This window comes from Nonomuraea aurantiaca (assembly GCF_020215705.1).
In the GTDB taxonomy this organism is placed as follows: Bacteria; Actinomycetota; Actinomycetes; order Streptosporangiales; family Streptosporangiaceae; genus Nonomuraea; species Nonomuraea aurantiaca.
Genome location: NZ_JAIWNB010000002.1, coordinates 614,911 through 640,584, shown reverse-complemented (window position 1 = coordinate 640,584; position 25,674 = coordinate 614,911). Strand labels below are relative to the sequence as shown.

Annotated in this window: 20 protein-coding genes; 6 read left to right on the top strand and 14 right to left on the bottom strand. The window is 69.7% G+C overall.

Going from position 1 to position 25,674, the window contains the following annotated elements:
- Positions 1–106: 106 nt before the first annotated feature.
- From LDL49_RS08495 to LDL49_RS08465, 6 genes are all read right to left on the bottom strand, one after another.
- Positions 107–898 (bottom strand): alpha/beta fold hydrolase, encoded by a 792-nt coding sequence (locus LDL49_RS08495; RefSeq protein ID WP_225290387.1) that lies wholly within the window; start codon positions 896–898, stop codon positions 107–109.
- A 213-nt stretch (positions 899–1,111) separates the two neighbouring features.
- Positions 1,112–1,873: an SDR family NAD(P)-dependent oxidoreductase gene (locus tag LDL49_RS08490; RefSeq protein WP_225290386.1), complete on the bottom strand. Its 762-nt coding sequence runs from the start codon at positions 1,871–1,873 to the stop codon at positions 1,112–1,114.
- A gap of 113 nt (positions 1,874–1,986) precedes the next feature.
- Complete coding sequence (locus LDL49_RS56745) at positions 1,987–8,124, bottom strand: RHS repeat domain-containing protein (protein WP_263654716.1); 6,138 nt, start codon at positions 8,122–8,124, stop codon at positions 1,987–1,989.
- 139 nt (positions 8,125–8,263) lie between these two features.
- Positions 8,264–11,575: a LamG-like jellyroll fold domain-containing protein gene (locus LDL49_RS08475; RefSeq protein ID WP_225290385.1), complete on the bottom strand. Its 3,312-nt coding sequence runs from the start codon at positions 11,573–11,575 to the stop codon at positions 8,264–8,266.
- A gap of 166 nt (positions 11,576–11,741) precedes the next feature.
- Complete coding sequence (locus LDL49_RS08470) at positions 11,742–12,446, bottom strand: alpha/beta hydrolase (RefSeq protein WP_225290384.1); 705 nt, start codon at positions 12,444–12,446, stop codon at positions 11,742–11,744.
- Positions 12,447–12,586: 140 nt separating this feature from the next.
- Entirely contained in the window at positions 12,587–12,877 is a 291-nt protein-coding gene (locus LDL49_RS08465; RefSeq protein WP_225290383.1) for an Rv1322 family protein, read from the bottom strand.
- Between the two features lie 152 nt (positions 12,878–13,029).
- Between LDL49_RS08465 and nucS the strand changes: the two genes are divergently transcribed.
- The 5 genes from nucS (at position 13,030) to LDL49_RS08440 (ending at position 17,833) form a co-directional block, all read left to right on the top strand.
- On the top strand, positions 13,030–13,692 hold the full coding sequence (gene nucS, locus LDL49_RS08460) for an endonuclease NucS (RefSeq protein WP_225290382.1): 663 nt from the start codon (positions 13,030–13,032) through the stop codon (positions 13,690–13,692).
- A 75-nt stretch (positions 13,693–13,767) separates the two neighbouring features.
- Positions 13,768–15,072, top strand: coding sequence for a carotenoid oxygenase family protein (locus LDL49_RS08455; RefSeq protein WP_225290381.1), 1,305 nt, complete (start codon positions 13,768–13,770; stop codon positions 15,070–15,072).
- 3 nt (positions 15,073–15,075) lie between these two features.
- Complete coding sequence (locus tag LDL49_RS08450; RefSeq protein WP_225290380.1) at positions 15,076–15,636, top strand: GNAT family N-acetyltransferase; 561 nt, start codon at positions 15,076–15,078, stop codon at positions 15,634–15,636.
- A gap of 37 nt (positions 15,637–15,673) precedes the next feature.
- Positions 15,674–17,146, top strand: coding sequence for an aldehyde dehydrogenase family protein (locus tag LDL49_RS08445; RefSeq protein ID WP_225290379.1), 1,473 nt, complete (start codon positions 15,674–15,676; stop codon positions 17,144–17,146).
- A gap of 63 nt (positions 17,147–17,209) precedes the next feature.
- Positions 17,210–17,833, top strand: coding sequence for a TetR/AcrR family transcriptional regulator (locus LDL49_RS08440; protein WP_225290378.1), 624 nt, complete (start codon positions 17,210–17,212; stop codon positions 17,831–17,833).
- A 201-nt stretch (positions 17,834–18,034) separates the two neighbouring features.
- Here LDL49_RS08440 and LDL49_RS08435 read toward each other — a convergent pair whose 3' ends face one another.
- The 4 genes from LDL49_RS08435 to LDL49_RS08420 all read right to left on the bottom strand — a co-directional run bounded on the left by LDL49_RS08435 (position 18,035) and on the right by LDL49_RS08420 (position 21,645).
- Positions 18,035–18,352 (bottom strand): STAS domain-containing protein, encoded by a 318-nt coding sequence (locus LDL49_RS08435; protein WP_225290377.1) that lies wholly within the window; start codon positions 18,350–18,352, stop codon positions 18,035–18,037.
- A gap of 90 nt (positions 18,353–18,442) precedes the next feature.
- Positions 18,443–19,612, bottom strand: coding sequence for a sensor histidine kinase (locus LDL49_RS08430; RefSeq protein ID WP_225290376.1), 1,170 nt, complete (start codon positions 19,610–19,612; stop codon positions 18,443–18,445).
- A gap of 30 nt (positions 19,613–19,642) precedes the next feature.
- On the bottom strand, positions 19,643–20,752 hold the full coding sequence (locus LDL49_RS08425; RefSeq protein WP_225290375.1) for an ABC transporter permease: 1,110 nt from the start codon (positions 20,750–20,752) through the stop codon (positions 19,643–19,645).
- On the bottom strand, positions 20,749–21,645 hold the full coding sequence (locus LDL49_RS08420) for an ABC transporter ATP-binding protein (RefSeq protein ID WP_225290374.1): 897 nt from the start codon (positions 21,643–21,645) through the stop codon (positions 20,749–20,751). Before LDL49_RS08420 ends, LDL49_RS08425 begins: the two co-directional genes overlap by 4 nt.
- Positions 21,646–21,772: 127 nt before the next feature.
- Between LDL49_RS08420 and LDL49_RS08415 the strand changes: the two genes are divergently transcribed.
- Entirely contained in the window at positions 21,773–22,363 is a 591-nt protein-coding gene (locus LDL49_RS08415; RefSeq protein ID WP_225290373.1) for a cob(I)yrinic acid a,c-diamide adenosyltransferase, read from the top strand.
- Positions 22,364–22,429: 66 nt separating this feature from the next.
- Here LDL49_RS08415 and LDL49_RS08410 read toward each other — a convergent pair whose 3' ends face one another.
- The 4 genes from LDL49_RS08410 to LDL49_RS08395 all read right to left on the bottom strand — a co-directional run bounded on the left by LDL49_RS08410 (position 22,430) and on the right by LDL49_RS08395 (position 25,671).
- Positions 22,430–22,810: a DUF2550 domain-containing protein gene (locus LDL49_RS08410; protein WP_225290372.1), complete on the bottom strand. Its 381-nt coding sequence runs from the start codon at positions 22,808–22,810 to the stop codon at positions 22,430–22,432.
- 48 nt (positions 22,811–22,858) lie between these two features.
- Positions 22,859–23,260, bottom strand: a complete 402-nt coding sequence (locus tag LDL49_RS08405) for a F0F1 ATP synthase subunit epsilon (protein ID WP_225290371.1) — start codon at positions 23,258–23,260, stop codon at positions 22,859–22,861.
- Between the two features lie 61 nt (positions 23,261–23,321).
- Positions 23,322–24,767: a F0F1 ATP synthase subunit beta gene (gene atpD / locus LDL49_RS08400; protein WP_225290370.1), complete on the bottom strand. Its 1,446-nt coding sequence runs from the start codon at positions 24,765–24,767 to the stop codon at positions 23,322–23,324.
- A 1-nt stretch (position 24,768) separates the two neighbouring features.
- Positions 24,769–25,671, bottom strand: coding sequence for a F0F1 ATP synthase subunit gamma (locus LDL49_RS08395; RefSeq protein ID WP_225290369.1), 903 nt, complete (start codon positions 25,669–25,671; stop codon positions 24,769–24,771).
- Positions 25,672–25,674: the final 3 nt, after the last annotated feature.

Genomic DNA, 25,674 nt, shown 5'->3' with positions numbered 1-25,674 from the left:
CGCTGCGGGCCGACGGACACAGGCCGGGCCGTCGGACGCAGTGCGGGCCGTCGGACGCAGTGCGGGCCGTCGGACGCGGTGCGGGCGTCGGACGCGGTGCGGGCCGTCAGCGAGGTCGGGTGGCGCCGCCGAGTTCGGTGTCGAGGAACTCCGCCACGGCCGCGTTGAACGCCTCCGGCTGCTCGACCGCCGACAGGTGCCCGGCCTTCGGGATGATCTCCAGCCGGCCATCGGGTACGGCCCGCGCCATCGCCTCCGCGTCGGCCACGGTCGCCAGCTCGTCCTCCTCCCCCACCACGACCAGCAGCGGCACCTTCAGCGCGGCCAGAGTGTCGAAGGAGTCGGGCCGCCCGGCCATGGCCCGCTGCGCCCACGCCACCGCGCCGGGCGGAGCCGACTGCACGAGCCCCTTGACCCGCCCGAACACCATGGCCCGGCGCTCCTTGGTGGTGGGCCCGATCAGTGCGGGCAGCACCTCGGACACGAGCACCGCGCTGCCGTCGGACAGGACCGCCTGGGCGATGCGCTCCCTGTTCGCGCGGGCGGGCTCGGGATCCGGGCTCGCCTTGGTGTCGGCGAGTATCACGCCCAGCACCCGGTCGGGATGGCGACGGCAGAACGCCATCGTCACGTAGCCGCCCATGGACAGGCCGCCGACGACCGCCCGGTCGATCCCCTCTCCGTCGAGCAACCTGGCGACGTCGTCGGCCATCACCTCGACCGACGGCTCTTCCTCCCCCAGCCGCGACCCCCCGAAGCCGCGCAGGTCAGGCGTGATCACCCGGCATGACCTGGCCAACCCCTCCCGTTGCGCCAGCCACATGGCCGACGAGAGCGGAAAGGCGTGAAGCAGTACGACCGGGAGTCCCGTACCGGCTGATCTCGTGTAAAGCTGCACGGACGATACGGTAGACCTCTTCGCCCCGACAATCACTGCACGGCTTATGCCGATATTCGCCGCCGTGCTGACCGCTTTCTGTAATACCAGTCTTTTTTACGGCTGGCAGTGGCCGGCCCCACCCGCCATACACGGCCAGGGCCCCTCCAGGGAAACGCTCGTCCGCTTCCCCGGCTGAGCGCCGTGACGTGCGCTTTCTTGACCATCGCCGCCCTACCCGATGGCCGTCGCGCCCCCATCGATGAACAGCACCTGACCCGTCATATAGGCAGAAGCCGGACTAGCCAGGAAAACTGCTGGATGGGCCATTTCCTCCACTGTCCCCCAACGGCGCATCGGGACACTGGACACCGTCGCCTCGTTCGCCGCGGCATCTTCCCACAGGTTCCGATTCAGGCCGGTGGCCGTCCACCCCGGGCACAGGGCGTTGACCCGCACCCCGGCCCGCGCCCATTCCACGGCCAGGGTCTTGGTCAGCGCCACCACCCCCGCCTTCGCCGCCGCGTAGGAGGCGAGGAAGGGCGCGCCCAGCGCCGCCACCGACGCCACGTTGATGACCGAGCCGGCGCCCCGGCCCAGCAGGTGGGGCGCCACCGCGTGACAGACGGCCATGGTCGAGTCGAGGTTGAGCCGGATGATCTTGTCCCAGCCGGACAGCCGCAGATCCTTGAACTCGACGAGGAAGTTCGACCCACCGGCGTTGTTGACGACGATGTCGAGGTGGCCAAGCCCGTCGATCGCCCCCGCCACGGCGCCCACGGCCGCGTCGCGGTCGGTGAGGTCGGCGGGCAGGACGACGGCGCGCCGGCCCAGCGCCTCGACCTCCTTGGCGACCTCGGCCAGAGAGTCGGCCGAGCGGGACACGAGCGCCACGTCGGCCCCCGCCTCGGCGTAGGCCAGCGCGATGGCCCGCCCGATCCCCTTCGACGCGCCGGTGACCAGAGCCTGCTTACCGCTGAGATCGAACGCGCCCATGGGGGCCTCCCCGCCTCGGAACCGAACAAGATTCTATGGACCGGGGTCCGGGAACGCCACCGGCGCGGAGCTGCGAGAGCCCCGCGCCGGTCCATCATCGGCTGAACAGAGTGCTAACCCAAGCCGCCCAGGATGGTGTCGATCGTGTCGATGACGTTGTCCACGATCTTCTGGCTTCGGGCGCCCAGTTCGGCGATCGCGCCGGACCTCCTGGTCAACTCGATCTCCTCATTCCGCCAGAGCTGTTTCTCTGCCTGTCCGGAGCCGCCGCGCGCCGGGAGGTTCGTCGGCGGCCGGCCTTCGGGGTACATCCGGCCGTTGCCGTAGACGGTGTAGGACTGGGTCGGCTGGGTGGTGCCGTCGTTGCGATAGACCTGGCTCGGTCTTGGCTGTGCCGGCTGCCGGCTCGCCCTGGGCGGCGACTGCCGCTGTACCGCCCGTTGGCTGGTCGGCCGGTGCGCCGGACGCTGCCGCGCCTGCTGGATCCCGCGCGGGAGCCGGCCGGCCCGGTGGTTTCGCGCCCTGGCCGCCGCCGCGGCCCGCCTCTTCGCCGCCGCTTCCGCGGCCTCCCTTCTGGCCTGCCGTTTCGCCGCCGCCGCGGCCCGTCGTCTCGCCGCCGCCGCCGCGGCCTTCTTGGCCTTCTCGGCCGCCTTCTTCCTGGCCGCCGCCAGCGCCTTCTTCTTGGCCGCCGCCGCGGCCTTCTTCTTGGCCAGCTCCAGGGCCTTCTTCCTGGCCAGCGCCGCCGCGCGGCGCTTGGCCGCCGCGATGGCCGCGCGTCTGGCCGCCGCCCGTGCCGCCGCGAGTGCCGCTCGCCTGGCCGCGGCCTGGGCCAGCTTCCTGGCGATGATCCGCGCCGCGATCCTGGCCGCGATGCCGACGGCGATCCAGAACAGCTGCCCGTCGGGGTCGCTCATGGTGACGGGGCTGTTGTTGGCGTAGGCGTAGGCGTTGAGCTGCTGCGGGTCCTCCTCGTCGATGATGGGGTCGACCGACATGAAGCGGCCGTTCTTCGGGTCGTACTCGCGGGCCCCGAGGTGGACCAGCCCGGTCGTCGGATCGTTGCCGCCACCGACGAAGCCGCGCTGGCCGGGCCACCACGGTGGTGGCGATCCCCGGTCCTCGCCGAACGGCGTCATCCTCCTGATGGCCAGCTCGCCGGTGCCGGCGTTGACCGCGGCCTGACCGGTGCCCTGGTGGTCGTTGGCCAGGAAGTAGACCTGGTTGTCCGGCGTGCGGACCGCGATGGGCTGGTCGTTGATGGTGTAGTAGCGGGTCTGCTCGACCGCGTCCTTGGCGAAGTCGAAGCGCAGTTCCATGTCGTCGACGTACAGGGTGGCGTCGGTCGTGGTCTTGCGGAGCAGCCGCTCGCCGTCCGCGTCGTACACGAACGAGGTCGTCTTGCCCGCCTCTGTCACCGACTCCAGGTTGCCCTCGGCGTCCCAGACCAGGCTCTGGTCCGAGTTGCCGACCTTGCGCCTGGTGGTGTTGCCCGCCTCGTCGTAGGCGAACACGTCCGCCCCGACGCTCTGGAGCGCGTGCGGCTGCTTGCCGCCGGCCGCCGGGTAGGTGGAGGTGCGGACGGATTCGGCCGCGCCGCCCCAGGCGTGCTTGGTCTCCTTGGTCCGGTTGCCGGTGGCGTCGTAGGTGTAGCTGGTCGCATAGGGGGCCACACCGCCGATCTTGTCCGACTGCGGGGTGCCGCTGGCGCAGTCGTCGGTGGCCGTCCACGCCGAGGTCATGCGGCGCAGATGGTCATACTTGAAGCACTGCGTGTCCTGGCCGCCCGCCCGATCGGCGATCTTGGTGACGTTGCCCACGGCGTCGTAGGTGTAGTTGAGGTCGAGATCGGTGGCCGCCGCGCTCTCCCTGTCCAGCCGCATCCTGGTCAGCCTGCGGGTGGCCTCGTCGTGGGTGTAGGTGAGCCAGGTCTTCTTGCCTCCGGTGCCCAGCTCGTACTGCAGGGTCTCGCCCAGCTTGGAGTAACGGGTCGCGGTCACGTACGACGACAGGCCGGTGACCTTGGTCGGCTGGCTCAGCTCGTCGTAGGAGTAGACGACCGACTCCTCCGCCAGGCCGCCACCTGCGGGGAAGCTGACGGACTGGACCTGGTCGTCGAGCGTGTAGCGGGTGTTGAGCACGTACGAACCGGCCAGCTTGCCCTCCCGCTCGGGGACGGTGACGGTCTGGCGCAGCGAGCGGTAGCTCGTGTCGATGGCGTTGATCTCCGCCTTGTACGCCTGCCCGCCCGCGTAGCGGATGCTGGCGTTCATGTGCCCCTTGGCCAGCTCGTCGTACTTCCACTCGGCGAGCAGCGGACCGGTCGCGGAGCCGTCACGCAGCTCCTTCTTGCGGCCCAGCTCGTCGTAGCCGTACCAGAGGGTCTTGCCGCGGGCGTCGGTGGTGGTGACCAGCTCGTCGGCGTCGTTGTAGGTCATCGAGGTGACGCCCTTGTCGGGGTCCTCGGTCTTGATCTCCCGTCCGCGCAGGTCGTAGTGGTGGCGCCACACGTTGCCCGCGGGGTCGGTCACGGTGGACAGCTGTCCGGCCGGGTCGTAGGTGTACTTGGTGGACTCGTACTCGCCGGTCGGGGTCGCGCCCTTGTACTGGCGCAGCTCGATGAGGCGGTCGTCGGCATCGCCGATGCGGGTCGTCGCGGTGCCACCCGGCGGCGGCGTCACGTGGATCCGGTCGCCCTCCTGCGTGGCGCTGACCCGGTACTTCTCCACGCCCTTCGCCTTGAGGACCTGGGCGTTGACGTCGCCCGCGCCGTCGAAGGACGACACGACCTGGGTCGGCACGTCGGCGTCGGCCACCGCGAGCAGCTCGGTGGACGGCGTTCCGGTGGCGAAGTAGCCGGTGTTGGACTTGGCCGCCTCGCCGAGCGAGTTGTAGACGGTGTCGGTGATCGTGCGCCCGTCACGCAGCGCGGGGTCCTGCGTCTGGTCGTCGCGCGGCGCGGGCTCCTGGGTCTGGCGCTCGCGCATCAGGCCGTCGTACAGCTCGTGGCTGGTGGTGTAGCCGCCGTCCGCGCGCAGCGTCTTCGTGGTGACGACGCTGGGGCCGTCGTTGCGCATCAGGTAGGAGTATTCGGTGTTCGGCGACTGGCCGGACGCCTTGCTCCGGTCGGGCTGCCAGACCTTGATCAGGCGGCCGAGCGCGTCGTGCTCCATGTCGATGCGGCGGTTGTTCGCGTCGATCTCGGCGACGGGCTCGCCCCAGGCCGGTTCGAGCAGGGTGCGGTCGACGTGGCCGAGCTGGTTGGTCTCCTTGATCTCCGTCGCGGGGGCGCCCGCGGCCGGGGTGTAGGTGGTCACGGACTTGGTGCCGACCGCGTCGGTCTCGCTGGTCTCGCGGCCGTAGGTGTCGTAGGTGTGGGTGCTGTCGGTGGTCGTCGTGCCGTCACCGGTGGCGAGCTGGACCGCGGTCACGTCGCCCTTGCTCGGTGCCTGGCCGTACGCCTTGCCGTCGTACTGGACCCGCTGGTCGGAGATCACGTCACCGGCGGCCAGCGCGGACACGCCGGTGCCGCAGCCGGCGGCGACCTTCTGGATCCTGCTGGTGTAGTCGATCATCCAGGCCGTGTCGTTGCGGGCGTAGGTGTAGCGGGTGCACTGGTCGTCGTCGGCGCTGGCCAGGTCCCCCTTCTCCTCCACCTGCGTCAGCAGGCCCTTGGCGTCGTACGCGCGCTCCTCGCCGGTGCGCCGCCACTTGCCGCCGCTCAACGCGGTGCGGGTGATCATCGACTTGGGCTCGACCGCGTACGCGGTCTTGGTGACGCCGCCCTGCGTGGACTCGGCGGTCTTGAGTGACCACGGTTCCTCGGCGGTCGCGGTCAGGATGGACCCGCCGTCGCCGTCGTAGAGGATCTCCTCGCGCTCGAACCCGGCAAGCTGGTCGAGGTCGTCCAGCTTGCCGCCCTCGGTGTCCACGACCTGCGCGCTGCGCTTGGAGCCGTCGGCCTGACGGTCGCCGTCCATGCCGCGGAAGTACCTGAACTCCGTGAGCGTGCGCTTGGTGTCCTGGCCGTCGCCCTCGCGCACCCGTACCCGGCCGAACCCGCGCCAGTCCGACCACGTGCGGTGCTCGGGCTTGACGAGGATGTTCTCGGCGTAGCGCCAGGCGCCGCCGTCCAGATACTCGTAGTCGGTGACCACGTTCGGCGAGCCCGCGACCCGGTCGGCCTCCACCGTCTGCGTCACCACGTACTTGTGGAACCAGTCGGTGACCTCGGCCTCGTTCTGCGGGGCCCAGCGCTGCGGGAAGCAACGCCTGGTGTTCTTGTCGGCGGCCGGCAGATCGCCCGGCTTGCAGTCGGCCGGGGCGTAGTTGACGCGCAGCTCGCCGCCGCTCTCGTTGTTGACGGCCTGTACGCGCCACTTGACCAGCGGGGCGCGGCCCTCGTTGGCGTCCACCCTGTTGGGCAGCTGGACACCGGTGAAGGTGATCTTGGGCAGCGTGATCGTGCCGCCCACATGGCCGCTCTGCTGGATCGACGCCAGCCAAAGCGACGGGCTGAGGCCGTCACCCGTGGCGGGGAACTGGTGCGTCAGCGTCCAGGAGTCCACCGGGCAGTACTGCGCGCCCCCGCACTTGGCGGTGTCGGTGTTGACCACCTGGGTGGTGACCTTGGCCAGCCGCTTGCGCGTGAAGAAGGTCGGCGACAGGCGGTCGGTGCACTTCACGCCGGAGTCGCAGATCTGGTCAAACGGGACGTCCGGCCAGCTGCTCGCGGTCTCCTTCTTGAGCTGGTCGGCGGCGCAGGTGATCGTCCCGCTGGGCAGGCAGCGCTCGGCCACGTCGAAGACCACGCGGGCCGCGGGCGCCTTGGTGAACAGCTCGTTCTGCAGGTAGCCGTAGTCGATGCGGGTGAGGTAGCCGCTGCGCGCGTACAGCGTGCCCAGCTCGGGCTTCATGTTGCGGCCGTAGTAGTTGTTCTCCAGGGCGTACCAGTAGGTGGTGGCGTTGCCGTGGGTGTCCACCGCGTAGTCCAGGTTCCACCGGTAGGCCTGCTGGCACCAGGCGTTGGCCGGGGTGCTGGAGTAGCAGGGCTCGCCGCTGTTGTTGCCGAACACCGGGACGGTCTGGACCGACTTCGTCTCCGGCTTGCCGGTGGCCCAGCCGGGCAGGCGGTTCAGGCCGAAGGTGAACTGGGTGCCGTCTTCGGTCGTGACGCGCCAGTACTCACCGTTGTTGTCGCCGTTCACCGCTCCGGTGAGGTATTCGATCCGGGTGCCGTCGTCGCGCTTGGGCCGCCACTGCTTGGTGGTGGCGTCCTTGACCAGCTCGACGGCCGAGTTGCCGAGGGAGAGCGTCGCGTTGTCCTGGTCCCAGCACAGGTCGCCGGTCTTCTTGCCGTCGATCATGCAGGACTTGTAGCGGCGTTCGACGTAGCCGCTGGGGTTCAGCTCGAAGCCCTCACCGGCCCAGGAGGGCTGGTTGTTGGTGGAGGCGGTGCGGCCGTCCACGCTCTGGGAGGAGTAGTCGATCGACAGGTCCGGCTCGTCGCCGCCCAGCGCGGGCGGCGCGCGCAGCTCGTAACCCCAGCTGAAGTCGCCGGACTGGGCGCCGACGCTCCACTGCGCCGAGGGGGCGAGCGAGGTGGACCCGTGGTCGCCCGACGAGCCCGAAGGGGCCGCCGCCAGCGCGTACATCGCCGGCATGTCCACGTCGGCGGTCAGCGTGCCCGCCTTGGTGTCGTTGTCGCCCGGCACCGGCTGCGGCTGCGGGCAGCCGGTCGCGGTGGCGGTCAGTACGCACTCGTCCAGCCGGACGAGCCGCAGCCGGGCGCCGTAGTCGCCGCCGGAGGCGTAGCGGAAGCCCGAGTAGTCGATGGCCAGGCGGGTCTTCCCGCTCTTGGCAGTCAGTCCCTGCCCTGGTGACACCCGCAGGGCCAGGCCGAGCAGGCCGGCCCGCTGGGTCTGGGCGGGGTCCAGCAGCTCGACGCGGGCGGGGGTGGGAGACGCGGCCGCCTTGGCTGTTTTCGTACCGGACTTGGGGGCGGCCAGGCGGATCGGGAAGGTGTCGGCGCCGAGCGATCTGGCCTGCGCGTCGCCGGTCGTGGTCAGCTCGACCGTCTGCGCCTTGGGCCAGGTCGTGCCAGGCGGCGCCTTCCACGCCTGTTTCTGCGCCGGATCAGCCAGCGCCGGCAGCACCGGGACCTTCTTCCCGCTTACCGGCGTCTCTTTCTGCACGTTCGGCGCGGAACGGGTCGCGGCCTGGGCGGGCATCCCCGACACCAGCGTCGAGACCATGACCACGGTCAGTGTGGCCGCCAGCCGGCGGGGCCACGACGACCGTTTCGCAGGTTGCTGTAAACGATTCCAGTGGGCTTCAGGCAGGTCTAACTCGCTCGGTTGATCCATTTCGACCTCTCCCGGTCTATATGGGGGGTTACTGGGCGGCTAGTTGGGAGATTTGTTCGGCGTTGAGCACACCGTCATAGGTGCGGACGTCGTCCACGGTCCCCGGCCAGTAGCCGGCGAAGACGCCCGCGGTCTTGGCCCGTCCCAGCTGGAGCGGGCCGGTGGCGTTCCACGCGCTTACGTGGTCGGTGATGGTGCTGGTCGACAGGCGGCCGTTGACGTAGACGCGCAGCTCGCCCTGCAGCGGGTCATAGACCCCGGCCACATGGGTCCACTCCATCGGCGCGGGTACGGCGTCGGACCGCGTGCGCACCAGCGCGGCGGCGTCGGTGTCGGCGGCGGCCATGCCGAGCACCCACCGTCCCTGCTCCTTGTCGAAGCCGAGCTGGAAGCCGCTGGCCCGGCTGCCGGACTGGGAGACCGCGGCGGCGTCGCGGGTGGGCAGGTAGTCGAGCTGCGTCCAGACCGCGACGGTGAACCCGGCCTTGGTGTTGACGGCGGGCGCGCCGGCCTGCGCGTGGCCGGTGACCCCGTCGAGCCCCAGCGCGCCGTCCAGCCAGCCCTCACCCCAGTTCGCGGCGCCGGCCAGCATCGCGGCCGAGCCCTTGCCGGAGGAGTCGGCGGCGGTGGTGCCGGACTCCTCGTCCAGCTTCCAGTGCCCGACCAGCGTCGCGGCGCTGTTCACCAGGTCGGCGACCTCGTCGGCGAACATGGCCCGCCCGTAGACCCGGACCTCGTCGAGGTCGCCGGGCCAGAATTCGGCCGCCGCCCCGTTGACCGTCCCCCTGCCGATGGCAAGCGCCCCGGTCGCGTCCCACGGCTGGGTGAACGGGACCGTCGACTCCAGCCGTCCGTTGACGTACAGGGACAGGTCCCTGGCCGCCGCGTCGTAGACGCCGGTGAGGTGGGTCCACTCGCCGAGTCTCGGCGCCGCCGCAGACAGCGCGCGCACGTTCTGCGCCCCGTCGGCGTCCGCGACGGTACGGCTCAGCGCCCAGCGGTCGTCGGCCTTGGAGTACTGCAGCGCGAAGCCACCGGCCCGGCTACCGCCCTGGCTGACCGCGGTCGCGGTGGCGTTCGTGCTGGTCAGCCGCGCCCAGGCGGTGACGGTGAAGTTGCGCTGGGTGGACACGGCGGGGCCGTTGGTCTGCGCCTGGCCGCTCGTCCCGTCGAGCCGCAGGCCCAGTCCGGTCTTGCCGGTCGTCCAGGTGGCCTGGCCGGACAGGGTGGCGTGGTGGGCGCTCGTACGGTCGGCGGCCACAGTGCCCTGGCCCTCGTCGAGTGCCCAGTGGCCGTCGGGGCCGGTGCCCGCGTTGACGTTGAACAGGTAGGTACGGATCGGGCCCTGCTGTCCGGCGCGGTCCTTGCTGCGTACCGACAGCACGTTGGGGCCGTCGTGCCGCGGGGTCAGCTGGATGGTCGCCGTACCGTCCGCCTGACCGGCCGCGACCTCCGCCTTCGGCGTGGTGTCGAGCCCGTAGACGTAGGTGGCGACGTCGGAGACGCCGTTGGGGGTGAAGGTGAAGGAGCCGGCCCGGCCGACGCCGTCGTTCCAGCCGCCTTCGGGGTACTGCGGCGACGTCACGCCCGGCTCCTTGCCGGGGGCGGAGGCGTCGACCGTGGCCTCGCACCAGGGGCCCCACTCACTGGTGGCCTTGCCGTCCTCGGCGCGGACCCGCCAGCGGATCACCGAGCCGTCGGCGTAGGCGCCCGCGGGAACCTGCGCGTAGAAGGCGCTGCCCGTGCTCTGCAGCCCGGTGACGTACTCGCCGACCTTCACCCCGGCCGCGGTCGACCACTCGAACCGGCCCTTGACCGAGTTGTCGACGTCACGCAGCTTGGCCCACAGCTTCGGCGTCGCGCCGCCGATGACCGGCCGCGCGTCGCCGGAGACGCAGCCGCCTCCCGGGTCGGACCACACGTCCGCCGCGACAGGAACGGACGGCAGCGAGTTGTACTCGATCACCAGGCTGGGGTTGTTCTTGAACTTCTTCCAGCCGTAGTTGTCCGCCTCGTCCGTGGCCCGGAGCCCGATCGTCATCGTGGACCACTTCTTCGTGGCCGCCTCGGCCGCCATGGACGTGACGTCGAACTCCACACCGCCCGGCAGGCAGGCCGATCCCCAGCCCTTCGCCACGTTCACGGTGGACAGCATCCTGTTCCACGCCGGCTGGACCTTCCAGGTGGTGGTCTTGCTGATCGCACCGGTGGACCAGGCTTCGACCGGCCGCTTGGTGCACGAGTAGGACCACGTCTCGTACGTCCGCAGCGTCGCCTTGAGGATCTGCTTGCCGTGGATGGCCGTGCCGGTGCTCATCTGGAAGAACGAGCGGTTGGTCTGCCCGGGGACGTGTCCCGCCCTGGCGACGTCGTTGGCGTTCAGGAAGTTGGAGGTGGGGTTGTTGCTCCACACGGAGGTCCACGCGCCCCGGGCCGCCGAGAAGAACGGGTCCAGGTAGACGGGATAGCGGGTCGCCGGGTCCTCGATCATGCCGCGGTGCGGCTTGAGCATCAGCTTCTTGCCCACGAGCCGCAGGCCCATCACCTCGTGCCGGGCCTCCGCAGGTGAGCCCTCCCCTGCGGCCGACGTGCGCGCGGCCGAGGATCCGGAGGAGTCCCACATCATCGGCGGCGAGGCGGTGAAGATCGTGCCGCCGTTCGCGTCGTTGGCTTCGAGGTTGCCGCCCTCGGTGGACTTCATCGACAGGCCGGTGGTCGAGATCGGGAAGCTCAGCTCGGTCAGGACCTTGTTCTCGGCCGCCGCCCGCGACTTGACCACCAGGAGATGCGAGAAGCCGTCGACGTCCGCCTTCACCTGGAGGTCCACGCCGGGGAGCACTTCGGCGTAGGTCGCGGTGTCACCGCTCAGCGTCGGCTTGGGCAGCTGCCCCGGCCAGTTGAGTTCCAGTGCCTTGCCGCCGCGGGCCATCCGGGCGAGCGGCGCGCCGCCCCCGCCGGAGAACCGGAGGTCCACCGATGTGGCGACCGGGGCGATCGTCCCGTCCGGCTGAAACCGGAGTGCCGGGTCCGCGGCCACCCAGCCGCCCGCCTGGCGGACGCGTACCGGCCGCGCGTACTGCTCCATGAGGAGGGTGCCGCCCGGCTGGGCGAAGACCTGGCGCGTCTCGGTGCGCATCGCCTCCACCTCGACCGGCCGGCTGTCCCGGCGGGCCAGCGCGAGAGCGGACCTCTCCTCGGGGACCCCGTGCGTGCTCTGTTCTCGAAGGGTGGTGTCCGTGCTCTCGTGTCGCGCGCTGGCGACGGCGTCCAGATGATCAAGGGGGCCTGCCACTACCGCCCCCGCCAACATCACCACGACCAGACCACGAACTACGCGCATCCACCCTCGCCGCTGCCGAGCCAGAGACGCCACGCAGGTCAGGCCCGCCCGGCGTCTCTGCGATCTTCAATTGACGATCGGATTGTCACCCGGGATAGACGATTCGTCTAGATCTTTCGGCGGATTTCATCAAGAACTACACGATGTCCGAAAATAATCGCCAACCTCAGGCGTCGACGGGCAGCGGAGCCGCGGCCGGGTTCACCCGGCTGACGATCTGGTCCAGCACGACGCGTACGTACGGCTCACCCACCCACAGGTGCTTGGCCCCGTCGACCCCGATGACCTCGGCCTGCGGCACCCGCGCGAACCGCCGCCTGGCCTCCTCGGGCCGCAGGTAGTCGTCGAACTCCGGCACCAGCGCCACCAGCGGCCGGCCGAATTCGGCCCACGCGTCCAGGTCCTCGTCCGTGGCCCGGTGCAGCGGCGGTGAGAGGAGGATGGCGCCCTCCACGAGCGGGTCGCGGGCCCACTTCAGCGTCAGCTCGGTGCCGAACGACCAGCCGACCGCCCACACGTGCGGCAGGTCGTGGTATTCGGCGTACTCCAGCGCCGCCGCCACATCGAACCGCTCCCCCTCCCCTCCGTCGAAGGTGCCGGAGGAGGTGCCGCGCTCGGAGGAGGTGCCGCGCGTGTTGAAGCGCAGCACGGCCACGTCGGCCAAGGCGGGCAGGCGGTTGGCGGCCTTCTTGAAGACGTGGCTGTCCATGAACCCGCCGTGCGTGGGCAGCGGGTGGAAGGTGACCAGCGTCGCCACGGGGGGCCGGTCGAGGGGCAGGGCCAGCTCCCCGACCAGGGTCTGGCCGTCGGCCGTGTGCAACTCGATCGGCTCTCGCCGGGCGGGCAGCACCGTCGCCGCGCGAATCTCCAAGGTCGGTCCCTTCAGTGTGATCTTGCCCCTGGGGGGCTGGTCGCGGGGGGGGGGGCGGGGCCCCCGCGGGGGGCGGGGGGGGGGGGGCGGGGCCGCCGCTGGCGGGCCCGGGGGGGGGGCGGGGGGGGGGGGCGGGCCGCTCAGTAGCGGCTGCGGCCGGGGCCGCGATCCAGTCTCTTTCGCCAGCACGCCGGATGCCAGTGACGGCGCTCGTCGTCGCCGCCGCTCCAGCTCGGCCAGGCCACCAGGTGCGGCTGGCCGCCGCGGATCTCCTGGTCGCAGCCGGGGCAGCGGTAGTCCTTGGTCGAGGAGGAGCCGGTGAGCATGCGTACTTTCCAGTCACCGTCCGGCCATTCCTCGACCCGCTCCATGCCTCCGGGCAGGCCGAGCGGGCGGGACGACTCCCTGCGGCGGGCGCGGCGCGGGCTCATGGCTCCGCCCGTACGAATGGCTCCGCCCGTACGAATGGCTCCGCCCGTACGGACATCTCGCCGGCCCCCGCACCCCTTGGGCCGGGGGCGGCCACTCCCACCATCGCGAACGCCATGCGTCCAGTTTTCCAGAGCCGGTAGGGTTGGCCGTCATGCGGCTGGTCATCGCGCGATGCAGCGTGGATTACATCGGACGGCTCACGGCTCACCTGCCGATGGCGCCGAGGCTCATTCTCATCAAGGCGGACGGCAGCGTGTCCATCCACGCCGACGACCGGGCTTTCAAGCCGCTCAACTGGATGAACCCGCCGTGCAAGCTCAAGGAGGACGGCGAGACCTGGACCGTCACCCACGGCAAGTCCGGCGAGAAGCTGGTCCTGACGATGGCCGAGGTCCTCCACGACTCCAGCCACGAGCTCGGCGTCGACCCCGGTCTGATCAAGGACGGCGTCGAGGCGCACCTTCAGGAGTTGCTCGCCGAGCACATCACGACCCTGGGCGCCGGCTACACGCTGGTCCGCCGCGAGTACATGACGGCGATCGGCCCGGTCGACATCCTCTGCCGCGACGCGCTCGGCGCGACGGTGGCGGTCGAGATCAAGCGCCGCGGCGAGATCGACGGCGTCGAGCAGCTGACCCGCTATCTGGAGCTGCTCAACCGCGACCCGCTGCTGACCCCGGTCCGCGGCGTCTTCGCCGCCCAGGAGATCAAGCCCCAGGCCCGCGTGCTGGCCGCCGACCGAGGCATTCACTGCGTCACGCTCGACTACGACGCGCTGCGCGGGATCGAACCGGAGAACCCCACGCTCTTCTGAACACCAGCGACGTTCCTGTGTTGACATGTCACGACTAGACATTCTAGTTTTGACCTATCAAGATTGGAGCGTGATATGACGACGCCCTTCTACCTGAGCGGCAACCTCGCCCCCGTATCCGACGAGACCGAGGCGTATGACCTCCCCATCTCCGGCGCCCTGCCCGCCGAGTTGACCGGGCGATATTTCCGCAACGGACCCAATCCAAAGCCGGGCGACGATCCCGGCCACTGGTTCGGCGGCGCCGGGATGCTGCACGGCGTACGGATCGACCGGGGCCGGGCGGAGTGGTACCGAAACCGGTGGGTCCGCACCAAGAAGTTCACCGATGACGCGACCTTCATCGGCGAGCGCGGCGTCGACCTGGCCGCGGTCACGGCCAACACCTCGGTGATCAGGCACGCCGACCGGATCTTCGCGCTCGTCGAGAACGGCCTGCCGTACGAGATGACGCCGGAGCTGGCCACGGTCGGCCCGTGCGACTTCGGCGGGCGGCTGACCACGGCCATGACCGCGCATCCCAAGGAGGACCCGGCCACCGGCGAGCTGCACTTCTTCGGCTACGGCTACGCGCCGCCGTACCTCACCTACCACCGCCTGTCGGCGGGCGGCGAGCTGGTGGAGAGCCGGGAGATCGAGGTGCCGAAGTCGACGATGATGCACGACTTCTCCGTCACCGAGCACTACCTGCTCTGGCTCGACCTGCCCTTCGTGTTCGAGGCCGGGCGCGCGGGCGGCATGCCGTACGCCTGGGACGACGGATACGGCGCGCGGATCGGCGTGACGCCCAGGCAGGGCGGCCCGACCCAGTGGTTCGAGGTCGACCCGTGCTACGTCTTCCACGTCGGCAACGCATGGGAGGACGCGGACGGCCGGATCGTGCTCAACGGCGCCCGCTACTCGCGGGAGTCCTTCACCCAGGTCTGGGCGCGCATCGGCAACACCGGCGACCCGGCCAGGCACGCGGCCACGAGTGTCGCCGCGGCACTGCACCAGTGGACGCTCGACCCGGCGACCGGCTCGGTCAAGGAGGAGGCGCGGGACGATCGGGGCGTCGAGTTCCCCACGTTCAACGACTCCCTGCTCGGCCGCGCGAGCCGCTACCTCTACACGGTGGGCCGCGACTCCATCGTCAAGTACGACCACCGGACCGGGTCGGCGCAGGTCAGGCAGACCGGCGACGACACGGGCGAGGCGGTGTTCGTGGCGGCCGAGGGGGCACGGGCCGAGGACGAGGGCTGGCTGCTGTCCGTGGTCACCACGGGCGGCAGCTCCGAGCTGCTGGTGCTCGACGCGACCGACCTGTCGGACGTGGCGTCGATCCGGCTGCCCCAGCGGGTCCCGACCGGCTTCCACGGAAACTGGCTGGCGGAGGGCTGAGCCATGGACCTCGCACTCGTCGCGGACCCGGACGTCACCGAACTGGCCGGCGAGGTGCTGGCCAGGGCGTTCCACGACGACCCGGTGATCAGGTGGCTGTTGCCGGACGATCCGGGCACGGCGCTGATGTTCACCACACTCGCCCGCTACAGTCACGCGATCACCGAGGTCGCCTACGACGCCGAGGGCGCGATGGTGGGGGCCGCGCTCTGGGATCCGCCAGGTCACCAGCCGGACGAGGCCGGCCTCCCCGGTTTCGTCGAGGCCATGGGCGAGCGGGTGTCCTACGGCATGGCGCTGGAGGAGACGCTCGCCGCGCACCGGCCCGCCGAGCCGCACTGGTACCTGGCGCAGATCGGCACGCTGCCCGAAGTGCGGGGCGGCGGCGTGGGCGGGGCGCTACTGCGGGCCGGTCTGGCCAGGTGCGCCGGGCTGCCCGTCTACCTGGAGAGCAGCAAGGAGTCCAACGTGCCCCTCTACGAGAAGTACGGATTCCACCTCACCGAAGAGTTCCGGCTCCCCGACGGGCCGCCCATGTGGGGCATGTGGCGGGAGACGCCCTGAGCTGGTAAGTGATGGCTTACCGGTCTAGGGTGACGCCATGACCACGCTGACGTTCGACTCGTTGAACCCGGCGACCGGCGAGGTCGTCGGAAGTCACCCGAAGCAGTCCGCCGACGGCGTGCGCGCGGCCGTCGGCCGGGCCGAGCAGGCCGCGACCTGGTGGGCCGGGCTGACCCCCGCCGAGCGCAGGCGCCGCCTGCTCGACTACAAGGCCGTGCTCACCCAGCACCTCAAGGAGCTGGCCGGGCTCGTGCACGAGGAGACGGGCAAGCCGGTCGGCGACGCCACGCTGGAGTTGGTGCTGGCGATCACGCACCTCGACTGGGCGGCCCGCAACGCGGCCAAGGTCCTGGGGCGGCGCCGCGTCTCGACCGGGATGATCGGCCTCAACCTGGCCGCCACGCTCGAATACCTGCCGCTGGGCGTGGTCGGCGTGATCGGGCCGTGGAACTACCCGGTCTTCACGCCGATGGGCTCGATCGCGTACGCGCTCGCGGCCGGCAACGCGGTCGTGTTCAAGCCCAGCGAGCTCACTCCCGGCGTCGGCGTACGGCTGGCGGAGCTGTTCGCCGAGTCGGTGCCGGAGCAGCCGGTGTTCCAGACCGTGACCGGGCTCGGGGAGACGGGCGCGCTGCTGGCGAAAGACTCGCGGGTCAAGAAGGTGGCGTTCACCGGCTCTACTGCCACGGCCAAGCGGGTCATGGCGGCCTGCGCCGAGAACCTGACGCCGATCGTGGCCGAGTGCGGCGGCAAGGACGCGTTCATCGTCGACGCCGACGCCGACCTGAAGGCCGCCGCCGACGCCTGCCTGTGGGGGGCGATGTCCAACGCCGGGCAGACGTGCGTGGGTGTCGAGCGGGTGTACGTCGTGGACGCGGTCTATGAACCTTTCATGCGCGAGCTGTCGGCCCGGGTCGCCACGGTCAAAGCCGGGGAGGACTATGGGCCGATCACCATGCCGGGCCAGCTGGACATCATCCGGCGCCACATCGACCACGCCACCAAGTCCGGAAAAGTCGTGACAGGTGGTCCCGACTCGGTGCGCGCTCCGTACGTCGACCCGGTGATCGTCGAGGACGTGCCGGAGGACTCCCCCGCGGTGCGCGAGGAGACGTTCGGCCCGACCATCACCGTACGGCGCACCCGCGACGCGCGGGAGGCGCTGGAGCTGGCCAACGCCTCGGCATACGGGCTGGCCAGCACCGTGTTCTCGCGCAACGCGCGCCGGGCGACCGAGCTGGCGCGGCTGATGCGTACCGGAATGACGGCCGTCAACTCGGTCATCTCGTTCGCCGGAGTGCCCGCGCTGCCGTTCGGCGGAATCGGCGATTCGGGCTTCGGCCGCATCCATGGAGCCGACGGATTGCGGGAGTTCGCCAGGCCCAAAGCGATCAGCCGCCAACGCTTCGCGATGCCCGGCATGAACCTGACCTCGTTCAGCAGAGGGCCCGCTGAGCTTGAGCGGCTGATCAGGCTTGTCACGTTCTTGCACGGCCGACGTAAGAGATAAAGTATATGCTCTTTCCCAAAACGGATCATCCGTCCATAATTGTGTGCTCTGGGGGCCACGATCATGTTGGACGGGTGGAATGTGAACCGGTCTTACCGGGGAATGTCGGCTGAGCAAAGGCTGGCGGACAGACGCGAGCGGCTGATGACAGCCGCCTACACGCTATACGCGAAGCCAGGTTTCGTGGCGACGACCATCGAAAGGCTGTGCTCGGAGGCCCGGATCTCGAACCGCGCCTTCTACGAATGTTTCGGCGGCCGTGAGGAACTTCTTCAGGCGCTGCACGAGCGGTGCGTGGAGGAAAGCCTCGCCGTTGTGGCCAAGGCGTTACAAGAGGCGCCTGCGACCCTGAACGACAGGGTGCGGGCCGGGATTCGCGCGTATATCGAGTTCGCCACGGCGGACTGGCGTCGCGCCCGCATCATGCACCTTGAGGTACGCAGGTCGGGCGACGTTCTGACCGCTTCCCGGCAGCGGGCCGTCGAGTCCTTCGCCCGTCTTGTCGAGGAGGCGTCGGCGGAATTCCCGCTGCCCGCGGAGCCGAATCGGCGTCTGGTGGCGCTCGGGGTTATTGGAGCGCTGCAAGAGCTGCTCATCGAATGGCTGCTGTCGGACGAGCCGCCGTCCATCGACGAACTGGTCGGTGTGGCCGTACACATCTTCGGCAGATCCCTCGGTTCGCCGTGAGGCACTGATTACGGTTCGTGTTTATATGGCGATGTGGTAAGGCGATAATCCCCACGCTAAAGAGGCGATATCTGCGTTCGGGAAACTACTACCGCGTGTGGGAGTATGGCCGGGAAAAAGAGGGCGAGCAGCGGCTGATCGCTGCCCGCCCCTATATTTCGCGACATCCCGGCGCACTCCCGAACACCGCCGGGCGCCGCTTCAGGCCACCGCGGCTGCCTGAACCTCTACACGCAGGACCCGATTCAGCCGGGTCACCGCCAGGACCCGCATGACCCGCGGCGGCACCCCCCGAAGAACGAGGTGGCGTTCCACGCTGAGCGCGCGCCGATGCGTGCCCACGAGCACTCCGAGGCCGGTGGCGTCGATCATCTCCAGCTCGGAGAGGTCGAGGATCAGGTCGCCCTCGCCGGAGTCGACCGCGTCGTGCAGACGTTCCCGCACCCCCGCCGACGTGCCCGCGTCGAGCCGCGCTCCGATCCGCACCACCTGGGCCTTGGGATTGCCCGGGACGCGCATGCCACCTCCTCAGTCACGCCGCACACCTCACGCGGCGTATTCATACCCTTCCGCAGGGCGTCCGCCGAGCTGAACCCGGCACCGTTCCCCCTACCCACGGAGCGGAAGTGACACAACCGCTCGCAGAAGGAACTCCCCATCGCCTGTGGGACGGGCCGTCACCTTGCCGCCGATGTCCGCCAGCCGCTCCCCCATGCCCGTCAGGCCGCTGCCCACGTCGGACACCTGATGGCGGACCACCCCGTCGTTGCGTACGCTCAGCTCCGCCTCCTCCTCGGTGAAGCGGAGCGTGATCTCGCAGAACGAGGCCGTGCTGTGCTTGAGCACGTTCGTCGCCGCCTCGCGGACCGCGTAGGCGAACACGGGCGCCACGCCGCCGGGCGGATCACGGTAGGGCAATCGGAGCTCGCAGCGGACGCCGGCCGCTTCGAGCACGCCCTTCACGCTATTCAGCTCGGCGCTCAGGTCAAGTTCGCGGTAGCCGCGCACCGCCTGGCGCAGCTCCCGCAGCGCCGTCCTGGTCAGTGTGTTCACCGCCACCATCTCCGCCTTCGCGGCGACGGTGTCGGCGGCCGACAGCCGTACGGCCAGCTCGGTCTTGACCGCGATGGCCGAGAGCTGGTGCCCCACGAGATCGTGCAGGTCCCTGGCGAAGCGCAGCCGCTCCTCCGCGACCGCCAGCCGGGTGTGCGCCTCCCTGCCCTCGTGAGCCTGTACGGCCAGCGTGTAAATCCACGCCCAGAACCGGTTGGACGGCGGCAGCAGGGCGCACATGATCGCGTAGACGAATCCCAGGGCGAAGACCGCCCCATCGTCGTACGGAACGAGGATCGACTGGAGGGGTTGTCCCATGAGGAGGGTGACGACGCCCAGCCCGGTGCCGACCACGGCCGTACCCACTGCCAGGCCCACGGCCGCCCACACGCGGATATTGATCAGCGCCACGGACACCCAGGCCAGCAGCCCGAAGCCCCATCCGAACGGGTCGGCGCCCCCCAACGCCGCGGCGAGGACGGCGAGAGCGCCGGCCGCCACCACCTCTCTCGTGAGGTAGCGGCGCTCCAGGACGGCGCGGGTGATGCGCAGGAAGAGCCAGGTGAAGACGATCAAGGCGATCATCGCGGGCACGATGCGCAGCCAGGAGAGCGTGCCCATGGCGAGGCCGCCGAGGGTCGCCAGGGCGACGCCGACCCACGTCATCACGATCATGGAGTTCAGCACGCACAGGGAGATGCGCCGCGCCCGCCTGATCGCATCCATCTATTTCGCGTCCACCTGTTTCGGGTCCATCTATTTCGCGCGTAGCACGTCGCCGAGCTTGATCCTGGCCCCGGTCCGCAGCACCGCCCGCTCGTACACCTTCGCGCCGAAGGACAGCACCCCCGCCACGGCGAGCAGCATCAGCACCGTCGACAGCCCGATCTCCCAGAGCGGCACGTCGGCGGCGGCCATCCGCACCGGCATGACCATCGAGGAGAACGGCGGGACGAGCGAGGCGACCTTGGCCAGTGTCCCGGTGGGGTCGGTGGTGGCGTAGAAGGCCCCGAAGTAGGTCACCATGATCAGCATGGTCAGGGGCGACATCACGTTGCTCACCTCCTCCTGGCGGGAGACCAGCGAGCTGAGCGCGGCGGCGAGCGTGGCGAAGAAGGCGTAGCCGAGCACGAACCAGAGCAGCACTCCCGCCACGATCCCCGGCAGGCCCGGCGGGAAGTCCACCGCGATGCCCGAAACGACCGAGGCCGACACGCCGACCACCAGGATCGTGACGAGGTTGATCAGGCCGAGCGCGCCCAGGCCGATGATCTTGCCGGCGAGCAGCTGCCACGGCCGGACCGAGGTGAGCAGGATCTCCACGATCCGGCTGCCCTTCTCCTCCACCACTCCCATGGCGACCATCATGACCTGTCCGATGATCAGCATGAAGAGCACGAGGACGAGCACCACGGCGATCCCGGTCCTAGCGGACTGGTAGCGGGTGTCGGCGCCCACGGACACCATCTGGAGCGGTGGGATCGACACGCCCGCGGCGCCCAGCTTGAGCTCTCGGTTGGTGCTCTGCAGCAGCACACCGAGCTGGGAGTCGATCTCGCCGTCGGTGAGCACCTTGGTGTTGTTCACCAGCGCCGCGTCCACATCGCCGTCGAGCACCGCCTTCTTGGCCGCCGCCTCGTCGGGGAACGTGCGCCACTCGAACTCCGCGTCCGGCGCGGCCGCCTTGAGCGGCAGTTCCTGGGAGTTCACGGCGCCGATCTTGTACGAGTCGGGGCCGCCCAGGATCTTCGGCGCGAACGCCACCGCCCCTACCAGCACGGCGGTGATGAGCAGTCCGATGACGAATGCCTTCGTCCGGATATGGGTGGTGATCTCGCGCCGCGCCACCAGGATCACGCTGTTCACGCCACGGCCTCCTTGAAGATCTCGGTCAGGGTCGGCTGCTCGGCACCGAAGTGTTCGACCTGCCCGGCCTTCATGGCGCGGCGCAGGATCTCCTGGTCGTCGCCGTCGGTGGTGAGCAGCACGTGCCGGTCGCCGGTGACGGTGACGGTGCCGGGCAGGCCGTCGGCCCACCCGGGCGCCGGGTCGCGCACCACGACGCGGAGCGTACGGTTCTCCGCCGCCCGCAGGTCGCCGACCGTGCCGCTGGCCACCATCCGGCCCGCCGACACGATGCCGACCGAGTCGCACAGCCGCTCCACCAGCTCCAGCTGATGGCTGGAGAAGATCACCGGCACGCCCCCGCGGCACCGCTCCTGCAACACCGTGGCCAGCGCGTCCACCGCGATCGGGTCGAGCCCGGAGAACGGCTCGTCGAGCACCAGCACCTCGGGATCGTGCACCAGCGCCACCGCTAGCTGCACGCGCTGCTGGTTGCCCAGCGACAGCGCCTCTACCGCGTCACCCCGGCGCTCGGTCAGGCCCAGCCGCTCCAGCAGGTCGCCGGCCGCCGTCCTGGCCGCCGCGGCGCCCATGCCGTGCAACCGGCCGAAGTACTCGACCTGCTCGGCGACCCGCATCTTCTGGTACAGCCCCCGCTCCTCGGGCATGTAGCCGAACCGCCGCCGGCCGATGTACTCCAGCGGCCGGCCCTGCCAGCTGACCGAGCCCTCGTCGGGCTGCAGCACACCCATGACGATCCGCATGGTGGTCGTCTTGCCGGCGCCGTTCGCGCCGACGAACCCGAACATCTCGCCCGGCCGTACGGCGAAGCTGATCCCGTCGAGGGCCACCTTGCCCTCCGGCGCGTCCGGCCCCCCGGCGAAGCGCTTGCGCAGCTCGCTGATCTCGAGCATCAGATTCTCTCCTTCATCATGCAAGCCATCGTCGCGGGTGGCGATCAGCGCTGGTAGTCGTGGAAATCACCGACGCCGTATGCGCCCCGCGTCCGTTTCGAGTGACTTTTGTCATTACGCTGACCTCATGACGCGTGCCGACAAGGACAAGCCGGTCGTCCTCTCCCGGATCTACACCCGCACCGGAGACGACGGCACGACCGCTCTGAGCGACATGAGCCGCGCCGCCAAGACCGACCTCCGCCTGGCGGCCTACGCGGATGTGGAGGAGGCGAACGCGCACCTGGGCCTGGCCCTGTCGCACGGCACACTGCCGATGGAGCTGACGGCAGTGCTGATCCGCGTCCAGAACGAGCTCTTCGACGTGGGTGCCGACATGGCGACACCGGTCAAGGACAACCCGGAGTTCCCGCCGCTGAGGGTCGAGCAGTCCTACATCGACTGGCTGGAGGCGCGGTGCGATGAGTTCAACGAGCAGCTCAAGCCGCTGCGCAGCTTCATCCTCCCCGGCGGCGACCCGTCGATAGCCGGGCTGCACGTGGCCAGGGTCACCGTCCGGCGCGCCGAACGTACGACATGGGCGGCCCTGGAAGCGCACGAGGACATGAACCCGCTGACGGCCAGATACCTCAACCGCCTGTCAGACCTGCTGTTCATCCTGTGCAGGGTCGCCCACGCGGGCAACGAGATCCTCTGGAAACCAGGCGGCACCCGCTAGCCCGATGCCCCGAAGGGGGTAACTCCCAGAAGGACCCCAGCCACCACAGACCGTCACGAACGGGGTCTAGGCGACGTCCAGATAAGCGCTCGGCGGCGCGGACTCAAGCCAGGCGAGAAATCCGGTCAAGGCGTCCGCACTCATCGCCAGCGAGATGTCCCGCGTAGTCCCCGAACAGTCCACGGCGTAGAAACCACTGTCCAGCTCCCGCCGCGAGGAAACGACAAGGCCCCGCCTCGCGATCGCGTGGCGGGGCCTGAGTCGCAGACCTATGAGCGGGATCCAATGGAGCTCCCCGTCGGCGTAGCGGGCTACCCCGCGCTGCCAGCCGTGGTCGCCCACACGCAGGCGGCAGGGCACGCTCCCCCGGGAGCGCACCACCAGGAGCCCGCGCAACACCACCAGGACGGCGACCAGCAGCACACAGATGAGAACCGTCGCTACCAAGCCGCCCCCTTGCATCAAACCCGCATCAAAGAACTAGACCTCAAAGAACTAGACCTCTTCGCCGGCCGCGCGCAGCCGGGCCTTGGCACGCTTGGCCTCGACGGCCGCGTCGGCGTCCGCCTGGTCGGCCTCGATGGAGGCCTGCGCCCGTTCGAGAGCGTCACGGGCTGCCGCGATGTCGACCTCCGAGCCGAGCTCGGCGACCTCGGCGAGCACGGACACCTCGTCGTCGGCCACGGAGATGAATCCGCCGTGGACCGCCGCGACCAGGTCGCCCTTGCCCTCCCGCTTCACGCGCAGCACGCCGCCCTCGACGAGGACGCCGAGCACAGGTGCGTGTTGCGGCATAATACCGATCTCGCCGTCCACGGTCTTGGCAATCACCATGTCGGCCTCGCCCGACCAGATCTCACGCTCGGGCGAGACAACGCCTACTCGTAGCTTCGCCACGTAGGCTCCTTTCCGGACAGGAGTGGGGGTACGGCTCGCGCCCTACCCCCACCGCGGGCGATCAGCGCTCGAGTTCCTTGGCCTTGGCGATGGCCTGGTCGATGCCGCCCACCATGAAGAACGCCTGCTCGGGCAGGTGGTCGTACTCGCCCGCGCACAGGCCCTTGAAGGAGCGGATGGTCTCCTCCAGCGGCACGTTCTCGCCGGGCTGGCCGGTGAACGCCTCGGCGGCGTACATCGGGTGCGACAGGAACCGCTCGATACGGCGGGCCCGCTGGACGGTGACCTTGTCCTCTTCCGACAGTTCGTCGATACCGAGGATGGCGATGATGTCCTGGAGCTCGCGGTACTTCTGCAGGATCCGCTTGGTCTCCTGGGCCACCGCGTAGTGCTCCTCGCCCACGATCTGCGGGTCGAGGATGCGGGAGTTGGAGTCGAGCGGGTCCACCGCGGGGTAGATGCCCTTCTCCGAGATCGGCCGGGAGAGCACGGTCTGCGCGTCGAGGTGCGCGAACGCGTTGTGCGGGGCCGGGTCGGTGATGTCGTCGGCGGGCACGTAGATCGCCTGCATGGAGGTGATCGAGTGACCACGCGTCGAGGTGATGCGCTCCTGGAGCACACCCATCTCGTCGGCCAGCGTGGGCTGGTAACCCACGGCCGACGGCATACGGCCGAGGAGGGTGGACACCTCGGAGCCGGCCTGCGTGAAGCGGAAGATGTTGTCGATGAAGAGCAGCACGTCCTGCTTCTGCACGTCGCGGAAGTACTCCGCCATCGTCAGCGCCGACAGGGCGACCCGCAGACGGGTGCCCGGCGGCTCGTCCATCTGACCGAAGACGAGCGCGGTGTCCTTGAGGACGTCCGCCTCCTCCATCTCCAGCCAGAGGTCGTTGCCCTCACGGGTGCGCTCGCCGACGCCGGCGAACACCGAGGTGCCACCGAAGTTGCGGGCGACCCGGCGGATCATCTCCTGGATGAGGACGGTCTTGCCCACACCCGCGCCGCCGAACAGGCCGATCTTGCCACCCTGTACGTACGGCGTGAGCAGGTCGATGACCTTGATGCCCGTGACGAGCAGCTCGGTGCGCGACTCGAGCTGGTCGAACGGCGGCGACGGCCGGTGGATGCCCCACTTCTCGTCGATCTTGAGAGAAGCGGTCGGCACGTCCAGCGACTCGCCGAGCGTGTTCCACACGTGACCCTTGACGACGTCGCCGACGGGCACCGAGATCGGCAAGCCGGTGTCGGTGACGGCCGCACCCCGGACCACGCCGTCGGTGGGCTGCATGGAGATGGCCCGGACGATGTTGTCACCGAGGTGCTGGGCGACCTCGAGGGTCAGCAGCTTGGTGTCGCCACCGAGGGTGACGTCGATGGTAAGCGCATTGTAGATGTCGGGCATCGCCTCGACGGGGAACTCCACGTCGACGACGGGCCCTGTGACCCGAGCCACGCGGCCGACACCGGCCGCGGGGGTCTCAACGGTCTCAACAGCCTCTGCAGTCATTTCACTCTTTCCCCGCTGCGGCGTCAGCGAGCGCGTTGGCGCCACCGACGATCTCGCTGATTTCCTGGGTGATCTCCGCCTGACGAGCCTGGTTCATCTGCATGGTGAACACGCGGATCAGCTCGTTGGCGTTGTCCGTGGCGGACTTCATCGCGCGGCGACGCGCGGCCTCCTCTGAAGCCGCCGACTCCAGCAGCGCCGTGAAGATGCGGGACTCCACGTAACGCGGCAGCAGCGACTCGAGTACGTCGGCCGCGGTGGGCTCGAACTCGAAGTAGGGCGGGATCGCGTCGCTCTCGCTCGCCTCGGTCTCCTCGACCTCCAGCGGCAGAATGCGCTTGACCACGACGTTCTGCGTGAGCATCGAGACGAACTCGGTCGAGACGATGTGGATCTCGTCGATCCCGTTCTCGTCCTTGAACGACTCGATCAGCAGCTCGGCGATCTCCTTGGCGTCGCTGTAGGCGGGCTTCCTGGAGAAGCCGACCCACTGCCCGCCCATCGTCCGGTTGCGGAAGGAGTGCCAGGTGACACCCTTACGGCCGGTGACGAACGGGATGACCTCGAGCCCGCGGCTCTTCAGCAGTCCGCGCAGGGCCTCGGCCTCGCGCAGGACGTTGGCGTTGAAGCCGCCGCAGAACCCGCTGTCGCTGGTGACGACGAGCACGCCCGCCTTGGTGGGATTGTCCTTCGCCACGGTCAGCGGATGGTCGACGCTCGACGCGTTGCTGACGACGCCGGTGACGGCGCGAGTGATCTCACGCTCGTACGGCAGCGCCGCCTGCATCCGCATCTGCGCCTTCACAATCCGCGAAGAGGCGATGAGCTCCTGAGCGCGGGTGATCTTGGCGGTCGACTTGACCGACTTGATCCGCCGCCGCAGCAGCCTTAGCTGGGCACCCATGGG

Bases quoted from the DNA above. Each gene is read 5' to 3' on its own strand.
- LDL49_RS08490 (WP_225290386.1), bottom strand. From the start codon at position 1,873: ATGGGCGCGTTCGATCTCAGCGGTAAGCAGGCTCTGGTCACCGGCGCG.
- LDL49_RS56745 (WP_263654716.1), bottom strand. From the start codon at position 8,124: ATGGTCTCGACGCTGGTGTCGGGGATGCCCGCCCAGGCCGCGACCCGT.
- LDL49_RS08475 (WP_225290385.1), bottom strand. From the start codon at position 11,575: ATGCGCGTAGTTCGTGGTCTGGTCGTGGTGATGTTGGCGGGGGCGGTA.
- LDL49_RS08465 (WP_225290383.1), bottom strand. From the start codon at position 12,877: ATGAGCCCGCGCCGCGCCCGCCGCAGGGAGTCGTCCCGCCCGCTCGGC.
- nucS (WP_225290382.1), top strand. From the start codon at position 13,030: ATGCGGCTGGTCATCGCGCGATGCAGCGTGGATTACATCGGACGGCTC.
- LDL49_RS08455 (WP_225290381.1), top strand. From the start codon at position 13,768: ATGACGACGCCCTTCTACCTGAGCGGCAACCTCGCCCCCGTATCCGAC.
- LDL49_RS08450 (WP_225290380.1), top strand. From the start codon at position 15,076: ATGGACCTCGCACTCGTCGCGGACCCGGACGTCACCGAACTGGCCGGC.
- LDL49_RS08445 (WP_225290379.1), top strand. From the start codon at position 15,674: ATGACCACGCTGACGTTCGACTCGTTGAACCCGGCGACCGGCGAGGTC.
- LDL49_RS08440 (WP_225290378.1), top strand. From the start codon at position 17,210: ATGTTGGACGGGTGGAATGTGAACCGGTCTTACCGGGGAATGTCGGCT.
- LDL49_RS08435 (WP_225290377.1), bottom strand. From the start codon at position 18,352: ATGCGCGTCCCGGGCAATCCCAAGGCCCAGGTGGTGCGGATCGGAGCG.
- LDL49_RS08430 (WP_225290376.1), bottom strand. From the start codon at position 19,612: ATGGATGCGATCAGGCGGGCGCGGCGCATCTCCCTGTGCGTGCTGAAC.
- LDL49_RS08420 (WP_225290374.1), bottom strand. From the start codon at position 21,645: ATGCTCGAGATCAGCGAGCTGCGCAAGCGCTTCGCCGGGGGGCCGGAC.
- LDL49_RS08415 (WP_225290373.1), top strand. From the start codon at position 21,773: ATGACGCGTGCCGACAAGGACAAGCCGGTCGTCCTCTCCCGGATCTAC.
- atpD (WP_225290370.1), bottom strand. From the start codon at position 24,767: ATGACTGCAGAGGCTGTTGAGACCGTTGAGACCCCCGCGGCCGGTGTC.
- LDL49_RS08395 (WP_225290369.1), bottom strand. From the start codon at position 25,671: ATGGGTGCCCAGCTAAGGCTGCTGCGGCGGCGGATCAAGTCGGTCAAG.